Annotated in this window: 11 protein-coding genes; 6 read left to right on the top strand and 5 right to left on the bottom strand. The window is 70.5% G+C overall.

Translation table 11 applies throughout. The features are described 5' to 3' along the window. The first annotated feature begins 276 nt into the window (after positions 1-276). The 6 genes from ABGB14_RS44150 (at position 277) to ABGB14_RS44125 (ending at position 7,978) form a co-directional block, all read left to right on the top strand. On the top strand, positions 277-1,329 hold the full coding sequence (locus tag ABGB14_RS44150; protein WP_347649866.1) for a glycine betaine/L-proline ABC transporter ATP-binding protein: 1,053 nt from the start codon (positions 277-279) through the stop codon (positions 1,327-1,329). After that, the gene (locus tag ABGB14_RS44145) at positions 1,326-3,242 is read left to right on the top strand and encodes an ABC transporter permease subunit (RefSeq protein ID WP_347649865.1); all 1,917 of its coding nucleotides are present in this window, start codon (positions 1,326-1,328) and stop codon (positions 3,240-3,242) included. Before ABGB14_RS44150 ends, ABGB14_RS44145 begins: the two co-directional genes overlap by 4 nt. After that, positions 3,239-4,213, top strand: a complete 975-nt coding sequence (locus ABGB14_RS44140) for an ABC transporter substrate-binding protein (RefSeq protein WP_347649864.1) — start codon at positions 3,239-3,241, stop codon at positions 4,211-4,213. Before ABGB14_RS44145 ends, ABGB14_RS44140 begins: the two co-directional genes overlap by 4 nt. Before the next feature lie 52 nt (positions 4,214-4,265). Continuing rightward, positions 4,266-5,201, top strand: a complete 936-nt coding sequence (locus tag ABGB14_RS44135; RefSeq protein WP_347649863.1) for an ABC transporter substrate-binding protein — start codon at positions 4,266-4,268, stop codon at positions 5,199-5,201. Beyond that, positions 5,198-6,832 (top strand): choline dehydrogenase, encoded by a 1,635-nt coding sequence (gene betA / locus ABGB14_RS44130; protein WP_347649862.1) that lies wholly within the window; start codon positions 5,198-5,200, stop codon positions 6,830-6,832. The genes ABGB14_RS44135 and betA overlap by 4 nt, the downstream gene beginning before the upstream one ends. 348 nt (positions 6,833-7,180) lie before the next feature. After that, positions 7,181-7,978, top strand: a complete 798-nt coding sequence (locus ABGB14_RS44125; protein ID WP_347649861.1) for a TetR/AcrR family transcriptional regulator — start codon at positions 7,181-7,183, stop codon at positions 7,976-7,978. 8 nt (positions 7,979-7,986) lie between these two features. Here ABGB14_RS44125 and ABGB14_RS44120 read toward each other — a convergent pair whose 3' ends face one another. From ABGB14_RS44120 to ABGB14_RS44100, 5 genes are all read right to left on the bottom strand, one after another. Then, the gene (locus ABGB14_RS44120; RefSeq protein ID WP_347649860.1) at positions 7,987-8,565 is read right to left on the bottom strand and encodes an ATP/GTP-binding protein; all 579 of its coding nucleotides are present in this window, start codon (positions 8,563-8,565) and stop codon (positions 7,987-7,989) included. Continuing rightward, positions 8,546-8,908 carry a DUF742 domain-containing protein gene (locus tag ABGB14_RS44115; RefSeq protein ID WP_347649859.1) on the bottom strand — a complete coding sequence of 121 codons (363 nt, stop codon included), beginning with the start codon at positions 8,906-8,908 and terminating at the stop codon, positions 8,546-8,548. The genes ABGB14_RS44120 and ABGB14_RS44115 overlap by 20 nt, the downstream gene beginning before the upstream one ends. Before the next feature lie 20 nt (positions 8,909-8,928). Continuing rightward, on the bottom strand, positions 8,929-9,351 hold the full coding sequence (locus ABGB14_RS44110) for a roadblock/LC7 domain-containing protein (protein WP_132330743.1): 423 nt from the start codon (positions 9,349-9,351) through the stop codon (positions 8,929-8,931). 25 nt (positions 9,352-9,376) lie between these two features. Beyond that, a complete protein-coding gene (locus ABGB14_RS44105) occupies positions 9,377-12,229 on the bottom strand; it encodes a nitrate- and nitrite sensing domain-containing protein (RefSeq protein ID WP_347649858.1) in 2,853 nt (950 codons plus the stop codon). Positions 12,230-12,438: 209 nt separating this feature from the next. Then, positions 12,439-14,664 carry a [protein-PII] uridylyltransferase gene (locus ABGB14_RS44100; protein WP_347649857.1) on the bottom strand — a complete coding sequence of 742 codons (2,226 nt, stop codon included), beginning with the start codon at positions 14,662-14,664 and terminating at the stop codon, positions 12,439-12,441. Between the last annotated feature and the right edge of the window lie 60 nt (positions 14,665-14,724).

The raw sequence follows: 14,724 nt of genomic DNA, 5'->3' as shown, positions 1-14,724 counted from the left end.
TGCGGGTAATTGGAACACATCCCATACAGGACGGCCAACCGAACTTAACGCGACAAAAGTCGAGTCGTGTGACTCCTGAGGATAGAACTTGGGACACCATGCGTGAAGCACCCGGGCGAGAGATTAACCCAGATCAAGATAGATGTCCGCTAATGAGCGGTTAGTACGTTTCAACGCATAACACGGAAGCCGCACCGTGATCTCCGGAGTGTCACAGCGTTGAGAATGTCGCTAATCACCACATATGTTGAGCGACGTCATAACGAGGAGGCGAGTGTGGGCGATTCTCACAGCGCGGCCATCACCGTCGACGGCCTGTGGAAGATCTTCGGGCCCAAGGCACAGAAAGTGCTGAACAGCGAGGACAGACATCTCGATCCCGCCGCGCTGAGAGAGAAGACCGGCTGCACCGCCGCGGTCAGGGACGTCGGTTTCGAGGTACGCCCCGGCGAGGTTTTCGTGGTCATGGGGCTGTCCGGCAGCGGCAAGTCCACCCTCGTACGCTGCCTCACGCGGCTCGTCGAGCCCAGCGCCGGCGAGATCACCATCGGCGGCGAGGACATCGGCCGCGCCTCGCCCGCCCGGCTCCGCGAGATCCGGCGGCACCAGGTCAGCATGGTCTTCCAGCACTTCGGCCTGCTGCCGCACCGCAAGGTGATCGACAACGTCGCCTACGGTCTGGAGATCCAGGGCACGCCGAGGGCCGCCAGGCACGAGCGGGCCGAGGAGATCCTCGCCCTGGTCGGCCTCGACGGCCACGCCGACGCCTACCCCGACCAGCTCTCCGGAGGCATGCAGCAGCGGGTCGGGCTGGCCCGCGCGCTGGCCGTGGACCCGCAGGTGATGTTGTTCGACGAGCCGTTCAGCGCGCTCGACCCGCTGATCAGGCGCGACATGCAGGCCGAGGTCATCCGCCTGCACCGGGAGGTCGGCAAGACGATGGTGTTCATCACGCACGACCTGTCGGAGGCGCTCAAGCTGGGCGAGAGGATCGCGATCATGCGGGCGGGCTCGATCGTGCAGCTCGGCACCGCGGAGGAGCTCGTGGGCGCGCCGGCCGACGACTACGTGGCCGACTTCGTCCGTGACGTACCGAAAAGCCACGTGCTGACGCTGCGCCGGCTCTGCCGGCCCCCCGAGCCCGGCGAGTCGCTGGACGGGCCCGAGTTACCGGTCACCACCGTCATCAGGGACGCCATCGCCGCCTCCGCCGCCTCCGCCCACCCGATCAGGGCCGTGGACGGCGACGAGCTGGCGGGCGTCGTGGACCGGGTCGACCTGCTGTCCTTCCTGTCGGGCCAGGAGAGCCCCGTGCGAGCGGGCGCATGAGCAGCGCCACGGCCGCCGGCAGGCCGGCCTGGCTCGGCCTGCCGGGGTGGGCGGCCCCCGCGGGGGCGGCGGTCCTGTTCGCGGCGGCGTACCTGGCCTTCCGCGACACGGCGACGCTGCCGCACAGCAGGGAGGCGGCGCCGTTCCTGGCCGTCACCGAGCTGCGCGAGTGGATCGACGACAACAGGAACGACAACCCGCTCTTCCTGTACTTCCTCAACTACATCAGGCTGTTCGTCGGCGGGCTCTACGACGCCTTCCACACCGTCCTGTTCGCGCTCGGCTGGCCCGGACTCACGGGCGTCATGGGTGCGCTGGGCTGGTTGTCCGGCGGCCGGTGGATCGCGGCGCTCGCGGTGGGCGGCGTGAGCGCGTTCGGCCTGCTCGGCCTCTGGGAGTCGAGCGTCGACACGCTGGCCCTGGTCGCGGTGGCGGTGCTGCTGTCGCTGGCCGTCGGCATCCCGCTGGGCGTGTGGGCCGGGCTCTCCGAGCGCGTGCGCAGGGCGCTGACGCCGGTCCTCGACGTCATGCAGATCATGCCGACGTTCGCGTACCTGGCGCCGCTCGCGCTGTTCTTCCACATCGGCGCGCCCGCCGGCGCCATCGCGACGATGATCTACGCGATCCCGCCCGCCATCCGCATCACCGCCCTGGCCATCTCGGAGGTCTCCCCCACGGCGGTCGAGGCGTCCGCCTCGCTGGGAGCCACGGGCCGGCAGACGTTGTTCAAGGTCCACCTCCCGCTGGCCAGGTCCACGATGGCGCTGGCGGTCAACCAGACGATCATGATGGCGCTGTCCATGGTCGTCATCGCGAACCTGATCTCGGCGCCCGGGCTGGGCGGCGACATCATCCGCGGCCTGTCGCGAGCCCAGGTCGGCATCATGCTCCCGGCGGGCGTGGCCGTGGTGATCATGGCGGTGACGCTCGACCGGATGACGATGGCCCTCTCCCGCCGGGACGCGCACGCCCGGACCTCACGGGTCGACCTGGCCGGGGCGGGAGCGCTGGCGCTGGCCGGGCTCGCGCTCATCCCCGTGTCGCCGCGCGTCTGGCCCGAGAACCTCACCCTCGACGTCGTGGCGGAGGTGAACGCCGCCGTCCGCTGGGCCGAGACGACCTGGTACCCGGTGACGACGTTCATCAGGGAAGCCACCACCCAGGCCCTGCTGAACCCGCTGCAGTCGCTGCTCACCTCGGCCCCCTGGTGGCTGGTGGCGCTCGCGGTGCTGGCGGCGGCCTGGCGGGTGAGCGGGCTGCGTCCCGCGCTGACGGCGCTGGCCTGCCTGCTGGCCATCGCGCTGCTCGGCCTGTGGGAGCACAGCATGATGACGATGAGCACGGTCGCCGTCGCGGTGCTCGTCACGCTGGCCATCGGCCTGCTGCTCGGGGTGGCCGCGGCCCGCTCGCCGCACTTCTCGGCCGTGCAGCGGCCCATCCTCGACGCCGCGCAGACCATGCCCGCGTTCGTCTACCTGCTGCCGGCCCTGGCGCTCTTCGGCACCACCAGGTTCACCGCGATCTTCGCCTCCGTCATCTACGCGGTCCCGCCGGTCGTACGCCTGGTCGAGGACGGCATCAGAGCGGTGCCCGCCACGGTCGTCGAGGCCGCCGCATCGGCGGGCTCGACCCCGGGCCAGCTGCTGTGGAAGGTGCAGCTGCCCATGGCGAGGAGGGCCATCCTGCTCGCGGCCAACCAGGGCATCGTGATGACGCTGGCCATGGTCGTCATCGGCGGCCTGGTCGGGGCGGGCGCGCTGGGCTACGACGTGGTCCTCGGGTTCTCCCAGCGGACCGACTTCGGCATGGGCTTCGTGGCCGGCATCGCCACGGTGCTCCTCGGAGTCATGCTCGACCGCATCACGCAGGGCGCCGACAGGCGCTCTTCCCCCCGAAAGAGGAAGTTCACATGAAGATTCGCCTGCTCGCAGGCCTTCTCGCCCTGGGACTCACCACGATGGGCTGCGGCGGAGCCACGGTCGACACCTCGACCAGCTCCGCCGCGCCGGAGGCCGGCGCCAGCGCCTCGGGCGCCTCCGCCGGCACGGTGAAGATCGCCATCAATCCGTGGGTCGGTTACGAGGCCAGCGCGAACGTCGTGGCGTACCTGCTGGAGAACGAGCTCGGCTACGAGGTCGAGCTGCCCGAGATCAAGGAGCAGCTGGCCTGGGAGGGCTTCGAGACCGGCGACGTCGACGTCATCATCGAGAACTGGGGCCACCCTGACCTGAAGAAGCAGTTCATCGAGGAGAAGAAGGTCGCCGTCGAGGCCGGCTCCACCGGCAACAAGGGCGTCATCGGCTGGTACATCCCCAAGTGGATGGCCGACGAGCACCCCGACATCACCGACTGGAAGAACCTCAACAAGTACGCCGAGCTGTTCAAGACCTCCGAGTCTGGCGGCAAGGGCCAGCTGCTGTTCGGCGACCCGTCGTACGTCAGCAACGAGGCCGCGCTGATCAAGAACCTCAAGCTCGACTACAAGATCGTCACCGGCGGCAGCGAGGCGGCCCTGATCAAGGGCGCCCAGCAGGCGCAGGCGCAGAAGAAGCCGCTGCTGTTCTACTTCTGGGACCCGCACTGGCTGTTCAGCCAGACCGAGCTGGTCCGGGTCAACCTGCCGCCCCACACCGAGGGTTGCGACGCCGACCCGAAGAAGGTGGCCTGCGACTACCCGGAGATGGACCTCGACAAGATCGTCAGCAAGAAGTTCGCCGACACCGGCGGCAAGGCGTACGAGCTGGTCAAGAACTTCAGCTGGACCAACGCGGACCAGAACGCCGTCGCCGACGACATGACCAACAACGGCATGACCGGCGAGGAGGCCGCCAAGAAGTGGGTCGAGGCCAACCCCGCCAAGTGGCAGGCGTGGATCCCCAAGTAGCCCCTCGACGACCCGGGTCCCGGCACGCGGGGCCCGGGCACGGAGACCTCTGATGCGAACGAAGACGCTCGTCGGGCCGCTGGTCGCGGCCCTGCTCCTGGCGGCCTGCTCCACCGGGGAGCCCGACTCGGCCACCGTGTCCAAGGGGACGGTCGCCATCGACGTCCACGCCTGGGTGGGCTACGAGGCCCAGGCTGCCGTGCTGGCGTACCTGCTGAAGCACGAGCTGGGATACGCGGTGAAGACGCGGAAGGCGGCGGAGGCGCAATCCTGGAAGGACTTCGAGTCCGGCAAGGTGGACGTGATCGTCGAGAACTGGGGGCACAACGATCTGAAGAAGGAGTTCATCGAGGAGAAGAAGGTCGCCCTGTCGGCCGGTCTTACGGGCAACAAGGGAGTGATCGGCTGGTACGTCCCCGAGTGGATGGCCAAGAAATATCCCGACATTACGGACTACCGAAACCTCAATAAATACGCACACCTCTTCCGCACCCCAAAGACGGGAAATGCCGGACAGATCCTGGACGGCGACCCGTCGTTCGTGACCAACGACGAGACACTCGTCAAGAACCTCAACCTCAACTACAAAGTCGTCTACTCGGGCAGCGAGGAGGCGTTGATCAAGGCGGCCCAGTCCGCGACGAGGAATCGGACGCCCTTGCTCATGTATTTCTACGAACCGCAATGGTTGTTCACCAAGGTCAGACTCGTCAAGGTCGCGCTGCCCCCGTACGCGGTGGGCTGCGACGAGGTCCCGGCCAAGGTCGCCTGCGACTACCCGCCCTACCTGCTCGACAAGCTCGTCAGCCGGCGGTTCGCGGAGACCGGCGGGCCGGCGTACGAGCTGGTGCGCAACTTCAGCTGGACCAACGACGACCAGAACACCGTGGCCAGCGACATGATCAACGAGAAGATGACCGCCGAGCAGGCGGCCGAGCGATGGGTCGCCGAGAACAAGATCGTGTGGAAGGACTGGATTCCCCGTTGAGGTACGACTACGTCATCGTGGGCGGCGGCAGCGCGGGCTGCGCCCTGGCCAACCGGCTCAGCGCCGACCCCTCGACGTCCGTGCTGGTGCTGGAGGCGGGCAGGCCCGACTACCTGTGGGACGTGTTCATCCACATGCCCGCCGCGCTGATGTTCCCGATCGGCAGCCGCTTCTACGACTGGAAATACGAGTCCGAGCCCGAGCCGCACATGCACGGCCGCCGCGTCTACCACGCCCGAGGCAAGGTGCTGGGCGGCTCCAGCAGCATCAACGGCATGATCTTCCAGCGCGGCAACCCGCTCGACTACGAGCGCTGGGCCGCCGACCCCGGCATGGAACGCTGGGACCACGCGCACTGCCTGCCCTACTTCAAGCGCATGGAGACCTGCCTGGCCGAGCCCGGCACCGACTTCCGCGGCGGCGACGGCCCGCTGAAGCTCGAACGCGGCCCGGCCCGCGGCCCGCTCTTCGAGGCGTTCTTCGAGGCCGTGCAGCAGGCCGGCCACCCGCTGACCGACGACGTGAACGGCTACCGCCAGGAGGGCTTCGCGGCCTTCGACCGCAACGTCCACCGCGGCCGCCGGCTCAGCGCGGCCCGCGCCTATTTGCACCCCGTACGCCGGCGGCGCAACCTCACGGTCAGAACCCGCGCGTTCGTGGAGCGCGTGCTCTTCGACGGCACCAGGGCCGTCGGCGTGCGGTGCGACGGCGAGCGCATCGAGGCGGGCGAGGTCATCCTGAGCGCCGGCGCCGTCAACACCCCCCAGCTCCTGCAACTGTCCGGGGTCGGCCCGCGCGAGCTGCTGGAGCCCCTGGGCGTGAAGATGGTGCACGACCTTCCGGGCGTGGGCGAGAACCTGCAGGACCACCTGGAGGTGTACGTCCAGCACGGCTGCAGGCAGCCGGTCTCGCAACAACCGTCGCTGGCCAGATGGCGCAGGCCCTTCATCGGCGCCGACTGGCTCTTCCGCAGGAGCGGCCCGGGCGCCACCAACCACTTCGAGGCCGGCGGCTTCATCCGCTCCAACGACGAGGTGGCGTACCCGAACCTGATGTTCCACTTCCTGCCGATCGCGGTCCGCTACGACGGCTCAGCCCCGGCCGGCGGCCACGGCTACCAGGTGCACATCGGCCCGATGTACTCCGACGCGAGGGGCTCGGTGCGGATCACGTCGGCCGATCCCCGCCAGAAGCCGGCCCTGCGCTTCAACTACCTCTCCACCGACCAGGACCGCCGCGAGTGGGTGGAGGCCGTCAGGCACGCCAGGACCATCCTGGCCCAGCCCGCCTGGGCCGGCCTCGACGCCGGCGAGCTCTCCCCCGGCCCCGCCGTGCAGAGCGACCAGCAGATCCTCGACTGGGTCGCCAGGGACGCCGAGACCGCGCTCCACCCCTCCTGCACCTGCAAGATGGGCACCGGCGAGACGGCGGTGGTGGACCCGGGGACGATGCGCGTCCACGGCCTCGACGGGCTGCGCGTGGTGGACGCCTCGGCGATGCCGTACGTCACCAACGGCAACATCTACGCCCCGGTCATGATGCTCGCCGAGAAGTCGGCCGATCTCATCCTCGGCAACACCCCGCTGCCCCCGGAGCCCGTGGAGTTCTACCGCCACCCCCGGCCGGCCTGACCCGCGCTCCTTGGTCCGGATCGTCGGTGCGCGGCCACTACCGGTCCCACAGCGCACTGATCGGCAGGGCGGTGAGCCGATCCCCGAAGGCGAGTGACCGCTTGCCGGTGTAGAGGACGAACCCGTGACTCCTCCGCTCCCTGAAGGCAGCGGCTTCTCGCCCCGCTTACGCGGGAGACGACGGCCAAGCCCTGACCGATGCCCGAAAGCACAAGCACCATCCGCAGGAGGCGACGGTGTCCGAGGTTCTGCCACTGAACGCCCGGGCCTTGGCGGCCCTCCCGCTCCCTGCAGATGGCGACCACTTCCGACATCACACATGACTGCCGTACGGTGTACCGTACGACGGTGACCCTCGAGTACTCGGGCAAGGGCGACCCGGCGCGCAGCCTGGCGCTGCTCTGGCGCACCGGAGAGCGGGCCAGCCGCAAGGGCAAGCCGGAGCTGAGCGTCGACCGCATCGTGCGGGCCGCCATCGAGGTGGCCGACGCGGAGGGCCTGCAGGCGCTGTCCATGCGCCGCGTGGCCGAGCGGCTGGGCGTCGGGACGATGTCGCTCTACACGTACGTGCCCGGCAAGCCGGAGTTGTTCGACGTCATGCTGGACACCGTCTACGGCGAGACCGGCAGGCCGGAGGACGTGCCCGGCGGCTGGCGGGGCCGGCTGGAGCAGATCGCCAGGGCGAACTGGGCACTCTATCTGCGCCACCCCTGGCTGCTGCAGGTGGCGACGAGCCGCCCGGTGCTCGGCCCGAACGTCACCGCGAAGTACGACTACGAGCTGCGCGCGATCGACGGGATCGGGCTGACGGACGTGGAGATGGACTCGGTGATCACCCTGATCACCGGTTTCGTGCACGGCACCGCCCGGGGCGCGGTGGAGGCCGCGCAGGCCGAGACCCGGACGGGCATGACCGACGAGCAGTGGTGGGCCGCGCACTCGCCCTTCCTCGGCAGGATCGCCGACGTCGACCGCTATCCCACGGCGACCCGGGTGGGTCAGGCGGTGGGGGAGCAGCTCAACGCCGCCTACAGCCCCGAGCATGCCTTCGAGTTCGGCCTCCGGCGCGTGCTCGACGGCATCGAGGCGCTGGTGGACAGCCGGGCCGACGGGGGCGGTCAGGCTCCGGGCAACGCCCGCTCGTAGCGGGAGCGCTAGCGCACGGGAGCGGAGCGCAGCCGTACGACGTGCTCGACCAGCGAGATCAGCGTCGACTTGACCGCCTCGCGGTTGCGGGCGTCGGTGCGCACGATCGGCACCTGCGGCGACAGCGCCAGCGCCTCCCTCACCTCCTGGTCTGAGTGCGGGAACTGGCCCTCCCAGCCGTTGATGCCGATCAGGAAGGGCAGCTTGGCCTCTTCGAAGTAGTCGATGGCCGGGAAACTGTCGGCCAGGCGGCGCGTGTCGAGCAGCACCACCGCGCCGATGGCGCCGCGCACCAGGTCGTCCCACATGAACCAGAACCGGTGCTGCCCGGGCGTGCCGAACAGGTAGAGGATCAGGTCACGATCCAGCGACAGACGGCCGAAGTCCATCGCCACGGTCGTGGTCTGCTTGTGGGGCGTCAGGCCGAGGTCGTCGATGCCCGCGGACGCGTCGGTCATCACCGCTTCCGTCGTGAGCGGAAGGATCTCGGACACCGCCCCCACGAATGTCGTCTTGCCGACGCCGAACCCGCCCGCGACGACGATCTTGGTCGACGTGAGGCCGGGGCTAGAGCCTGCGTAGTCCACTGAGCACCCTTTCGAGCATGTTGAGGTCTGGCTGTCCCTCGCTGAGGTGCGGCCGGTGCAGGCGGACAAGCCCTTCATCGGACATGTCCGCCACGAGCACCCTGGCGACGCCCAGCGGGACACGGAGCAGGGCCGAGATCTCGGCGACCGACCGGAACGTCCTGCACAGCTGCATGATGGCCTCCTGCTCGGGGGTGAGCAGGGCCATCTCCTCGTCCGGGATCGACATCGACGAGATCAACGTCTCCATCGCGAGGTGATAGCGGGGCTCGGATCGACCGCCGGTCACCGCGTAGGGGCGGAACAAGGGCTCGTCGTCCCCGGCCCCGTCAACGCCGTACACGACCCTCTCCCATCAGTTCATCACCGCGTCCTGGCCGCCTGAAGCTCCGCGCGCAGGGCCGGGGTGAGCGCCTGTCCCGCCCTGTCCACCAGCAGCGTCATCTGATAGGCCACGAGCCCCATGTCGCAGTCGGGCGCGGCCAGCACCGTGAGCACGGAACCGTCGCTGATCGCCATGACCAGGAGCAGGCCACGCTGCATCTCGACGACGGTCTGCGTCACCGACCCGCCCTCGAAGACCCTGGACGCGCCCACGGTCAGGCTCAGCAGACCCGCCGAGACCGCGGCGAGCTGGTCGGCCCTGTCAGGTGGGAAGCCCTCCGACGCCGCCAGGCACAGACCGTCGGCGGAGACGACGACGGCGTGCGCCACACCTGGCGTGTTGCGGACGAAGTCGGTGATCAGCCAGTCGAAGCGATGTGCCTCATGGCTCAGGGTTGTCACGCATCCTCCCCAGCGGGACGCTCACTCACTCTTGTTCCTCCTGTCCACGTACTTCCTGGCGGGCCCGTCGCACACCTTGCTGAAAACCGGCCATCCTGCTGCGCATCCGGTCTGCGGAGACCGGTTGCGCCGGCGCCGGCCGCGACGGCTGTTGCTGCTGTGCCGCCTGGCCGGCCGCCGTGCCGGGGACCAGATTCGCCTTGGGGGTGCGCTTCGGAAGCCCGGCGGCGGTGATCCCGCCGAGACTCGGCTCGCTCGCGGCGGCCGCCGCCTGCCAGCCGGCGTCAGCGGCCGTTCGCCACGCTTCCTCCCCAGAGCGTACGGCCTGCCCCGGCGTGGCATCGCCGCCGCCCTCCGCCTGCGCCGCCTGCTCCTCCGGCGGCCTGCGGAACCAGGCCGACTCCACCGACGCGAAGATCGGCAGGAACTCCTCCTGCTCCTGCCCCACCGGCGACACGTCGACCGAGGGGACCGGGTCCGGCCTGCGCACGTCGTTCGTGGAGTACGACGGCGGCGGCGTCTGGAACGCGCCATTTCCGGATGGCGGAGAGCCCTTGCTCGGGTACGACGGGTAGGTTCCCGAGTCGAACGAGGCCGGCTGCCTGCGGTAGGAACCGCCGTCGGTGTCGGCGGTGAAGCCGTTGACACCCGCCCTGCCGGGGTCGGACGGGTGCGTTCCGAACGCCGGCCTCGGCGTCCCCGGCGCGCTGTCGTACGTGGCGGGGCCGGGCCGGGGCGCTCCCGTGACCCTGCCGTTGCCGCCCGGACGGAAGGAGCCAGGGTCGAAGGAGTCGAAGCTGCCGAACGACCGGAACGTCCCGTTCTGGGCGGGCTGACCCGCCTGGCCGGGCACCGGCACACCCGCCGGACCGGGCACGCCGGCCTGGCCAGGAACGCCGGCCTGGCCTGGGGCGGCCGCCTGACCCGGCATGGTCCCGCCGCCGAACGCCGGCCGCTGCGGCAGCGGCTGCTGCGCTCCGTCGGCGATCAGCGCGGGCGGCAGCAGCACCATGGCGATCAGCCCCGCGCCCTCGCCCTTCCTGAGCTGCACCCTGATGCCGTGGCGCAGCGCCAGCCGGCCGACCACGAACAGGCCCATGCGCCGGGAGACCGACACGTCCACGACCGGGGGCTCGGCCAAACGGCGGTTGGCCTCGGCCAGCTCCTCCTCGGTCATGCTGATGCCGGTGTCGGTCACCGACACCAGCGCGCCGCCGCCCTCGATGAGGCTGCTGGTCACCGTGACCTGGGAGTTGTTCGGGGAGAACTGGATGGCGTTCTCGACCAGCTCGGCGACCAGGTGGACCAGGTCGTTGGCGGCGCTGCCGACCACCGAGGTGGCGCGGTGCACCTTGACCTGGACACGCTCGTAGCCCTCGACCTCCGACAGCGCGGCGCGTACGACGTCGACCAGCTTGGCCGGCTGGCTGCGCCGGCGGGTGGCCTCGTGGCCGGCCAGGACCAGCAGGTTCTCGGAGTTGCGTCGCATGCGGGTGGCCAGGTGGTCGAGCTTGAACAGGTCGGCCAGCCGGCCGCCGTCCTGCTCGCCCTTCTCCAGGCCGTCGATCAGCGAGATCTGCCGCTCGACCAGCGTCTGGGTCCGGCGCGAGAGGTTGACGAACATCGAGCTGATGTTGCTGCGCAGCTCGGCCTCCTCGCCCGCCAGCCGCACGGCCTGCCGGTGCACCTGGTCGAAGGCCCTGGCCACCTCGCCGATCTCGTCGTTGCCCTCGACCTCGATGGGGCGTACCTCGCCCACGGAGCCTTCGCCGCTGACGCGCAGCCGCCGGACCACGTCGGGGAGCCGGAAACCGGCGATCTCCAGGGCCTCGGTGCGCAGCCGGCGCAGCGGGCCGACCATGGACCGGGCGATGGCCACGGTGAGGAGCAGGACGAGCAGCAGCAGCGCCACGATGAGCACTCCCGCGATGACCGCGTTGCGGATCTCGGCGCTGCGCAGTTCCTGGCTGCGCAGGCCGACCTTGCCCGCCAGGTCCTCCTCGATCCCGTGGAGCACGTCGATGGTGGTCGTGTTCTGCTTGAACCACTGCTCGCGGTCGCCCGTGGCGGAGATCAGGTTCTCGGTGATCCGCGCGCCCGGCGACCGGCCGCTGACCAGCGTGATCGCGCGTGCCTTGGTGAGCTGGACGTTGACGTACTCCTCGGTGCCGGTCAGCTTCCTGGACAGGGCGAGCCCGACGTCGGGGCCGGCCTCCGCGCCGACGGCGGCGATGTCGCTCTGCTGGCGCGCGTTGGAGGCGATGAACGCCTCGACCTCGTCGGCGCCCACCCGTTGGGTGTTGTAGGAGGCCTGGATCAGCTGGACGCGCTGCCGGGAGATCTCCTCCTTGGCCGACGCGAGCGCGCTCAGCGCGCGGAACTGGCCGATGATCTGCGAGTCGTCGGACAGCAGGCTCAGCTCGTCGTGCAGCCTGAGGAGGGTGTCGGTGAGGAAGTCGTAGCGGACGGGGTCGGTCTGGCCCTCTTCCCTGATCTGCTCCAGCCGGCTCAGGTCGTATCTCGCCTGCGCGGCGGCCTTGACGATGCGGGGACCGTAGGAGGTGTCCATCGTGTCGAGGTCGGACCGCACGGCCCTGACCAGCGTGTCGACGGCGGCCTTGCGCTGCTCCAGCGGGGCGGCGAGCTTCTTGCGCACGGCGCGGCCGGCGCCCGCCCATCCGGCGGTGTCACGCTCAAGCCCGATCGCCTGCACGAGGTCACGGATGCGCCCGGACTGCTCGGCCCCGATGGCCGTGCGGTCGTAGACGCCGATGCTCTGGACCGACTCGACCACGCGCGCTCCCCCGAGCACGACGCCGGCGATGGTGGGCACCAGGATGAGCGCGGTGAGCCGCCACCGCACGCGCCAGTTGCGCAAGCCGAAACGAGGCAGTGACCGCCGTTCGCGGTCCCGCTGCGCGGCTGGGCCGCCGCCGGAGTTCCCCGTAGTCACTGCTTCCGCTACCCCTCAATCGTCCCCTCAGTCAACGGGCCCTCAAGCCGTCCACAAGGTATCCACAGCATCCGACTTACCAGGCATTTCGGACACCATTGTTACAAAGATGTCCGCCAGTCGTGTGCTGTTGGTTATCTCAGTGCGGCAAGCACCTGATCACGGACTTGAGCCCTCTGCGCGTCGCCGCTGAGGGAGCGACCGGCGCGATCCACTACGTAGAAGACGTCCACCGCCTCCGCGCCGAGAGTCTCCACGCGGGCGGCCCTCACGTCAAGACCGCACTCGCCGAACGCCCGCCCGATGCGCCACAGCAGCCCCGGCCTGTCATGGGCTCTGACTTCCACCACGGTGGCGGTCGCGGAAGCGTCGTCCACCAACGTCACGCGGGGTGGGGCGACGGGCACGCGAGGCGGCCTCATGGAGCGTGTACGGCGGGCCAGCCGCTGCTCGATGTCAAGACGCCCAGCAAGGACGAGACGGAGATCCGCCTCCAGCGTCGCGGGGTCGGGCGGCGAGCCGTACTCGGGGATGACGGAGAACTCGATCACGGCCGTCGACCCCGCGGAGGCGGCCGAGGCGGAGCGCACGACGAGCCGGTGCGCGGCGAGCACGCCCGCGGCGCTCCACAGCAGGCCCACCCGGTCGGGAGCGACGACCGTGACCGCTCCCCCGTTGACGCGCACGGCGCCGCCGCCGTGCCGGGCGAGCGCGGCCTGCTCGGCCGAGAGCACGGGCGGCCTGGGCGGGGGCGAGCCGGCGAGCACGGACCTGACACGGCGTACGAGGTCGGCGACCAGCCCCTCCTTCCAGCCGTTCCACGCCGCCGGGCCGGTCGCGTTGCCGTCGGCGACCGCCAGCGCGGCCAGCAGGTCGAGAACCTCCCGCGTGCCGACCGTGGCCGCGACCTTCTCGATCGTGACGGGGTCGTCGAGGTCCCTGCGGGTGGCGGTCTCCGGCAGCAGCAGGTGGTGGCGGACGACGGTCGCGAGGGTATCCACGTCGGACGGGGGCAGGCCGATGCGGGTGGCGATGTCGCGGACCACGACCTCGCCGGTCACCGAGTGGTCGCCGGGCCACCCCTTGCCGATGTCGTGCAGCAGAGCACCGATCAGCAGGAGATCGGGACGGGAGACCTCGCGGGTGTGGCTGGCGGCGTTCGCGGCGGCCTCGATCAGGTGCCGGTCGACCGTGAACCGGTGGATCGGGTTGCGCTGGGGACGGTGGCGTACGCGCTCCCAGTCAGGAAGCAGCTTGACAAGGATGCCCGCCTGGTCGAGCTCCTCCCACACGGGCACGGCGGCACGGCCCGCGCCGAGGACCGACACCAGCGCGTCGCGCGCCTCCTCGGGCCACGGCACCGGCATCGGCGGCGACTGAGCAGCCAGAACGGACACCGTGGCAGGGGCGAGCGGCAGCCCCGAGTCGGCCGCCGCAGCGGCGGCCCGCAACACCAGGACGGGATCCTTGCGCGGGTCGATCCCCCGGGCGAGCACCACCCCGCCCCCGTGCTCGACCACGCCGTCCGCCAGCGGGCGGCGGCCCCGGGGAGCAGGGCCTGACAGGAGCCTGTCAACGGTGCGCCAGGTGGCGTCGAACGCGTGGGAGACGGTGCGGCCCGCCTCGGCGAGCCTGCGCATCAGCGCCTCGGCGTCGAGCAGGCCGAGCAGCCCGGCCACCGCGTCCTGCTCCTGCAACACCAGCCGGTCGGTGCCACGGCCGGTGACGACGTGCAACGCGTGCCGCACGTCGAGGATGAGCTCGTACGCCTCCCGCGCCCGAGGGCCGGGTGCCGAGGCGACCCAGGCGGCGGACACGGCCTGCATGGCCTGGACGTCGCGGAGCCCGCCGCGGCCGTCCCTCAGATCGGGTTCGAGGAGGAAGGCCAGCTCGCCGCTGGCGCGGGCCCGCTGGTCGGCGGCGGCGCGCAACTCGCCGAGCCGGCGCCGGGAGTCGGCCCGCCACTCGGCGAGCACCGCCTCCCTGGCCTTGCGGGTCAGCTCAGGATCGCCCGCCACGTGCCGGGCCTGGATGAGGCCGAGCACGGCCTTCAGGTCCTGGCGGGCGACGGTCACCGCCTCCTCGACCGTGCGGACCGAATGGTCGAGGTTGACCGCCGAATCCCAGATCGGATACCAGATCCGGTCGGCGATCCTGGCGACGTCGGCCCGCCCGTTGTGCAGCAGGACGAGGTCGAGGTCGCTGCCGGGGGCCAGCTCGCCCCTGCCCAGGCTCCCGACGGCGACCAGGGAAACGTGCCGGCCGTCGCCGGCCGTACGGAAGAGATCCTTGAGCCAGCGGTCGGTGTCCGCGGCCCGCTCCTTGCGCGCCGCGGCGTACGAACGGGCCTCGCCCCTCACTCCTGCGCCCCCTTGCCGAGCTCCGCCCGGACCCCGTCGTCCGGGCGTCGCCTGGGTTTC

It is taken from the genome of Nonomuraea sp. B10E15, assembly GCF_039871615.1.
Classification (GTDB): domain Bacteria; phylum Actinomycetota; class Actinomycetes; order Streptosporangiales; family Streptosporangiaceae; genus Nonomuraea.
Note: the sequence above shows the minus strand (reverse complement) of the source record. Positions and strands in the feature narration are given on the sequence as shown.

Bases quoted from the DNA above. Each gene is read 5' to 3' on its own strand.
- ABGB14_RS44145 (WP_347649865.1), top strand. From the start codon at position 1,326: ATGAGCAGCGCCACGGCCGCCGGCAGGCCGGCCTGGCTCGGCCTGCCG.
- ABGB14_RS44140 (WP_347649864.1), top strand. From the start codon at position 3,239: ATGAAGATTCGCCTGCTCGCAGGCCTTCTCGCCCTGGGACTCACCACG.
- ABGB14_RS44135 (WP_347649863.1), top strand. From the start codon at position 4,266: ATGCGAACGAAGACGCTCGTCGGGCCGCTGGTCGCGGCCCTGCTCCTG.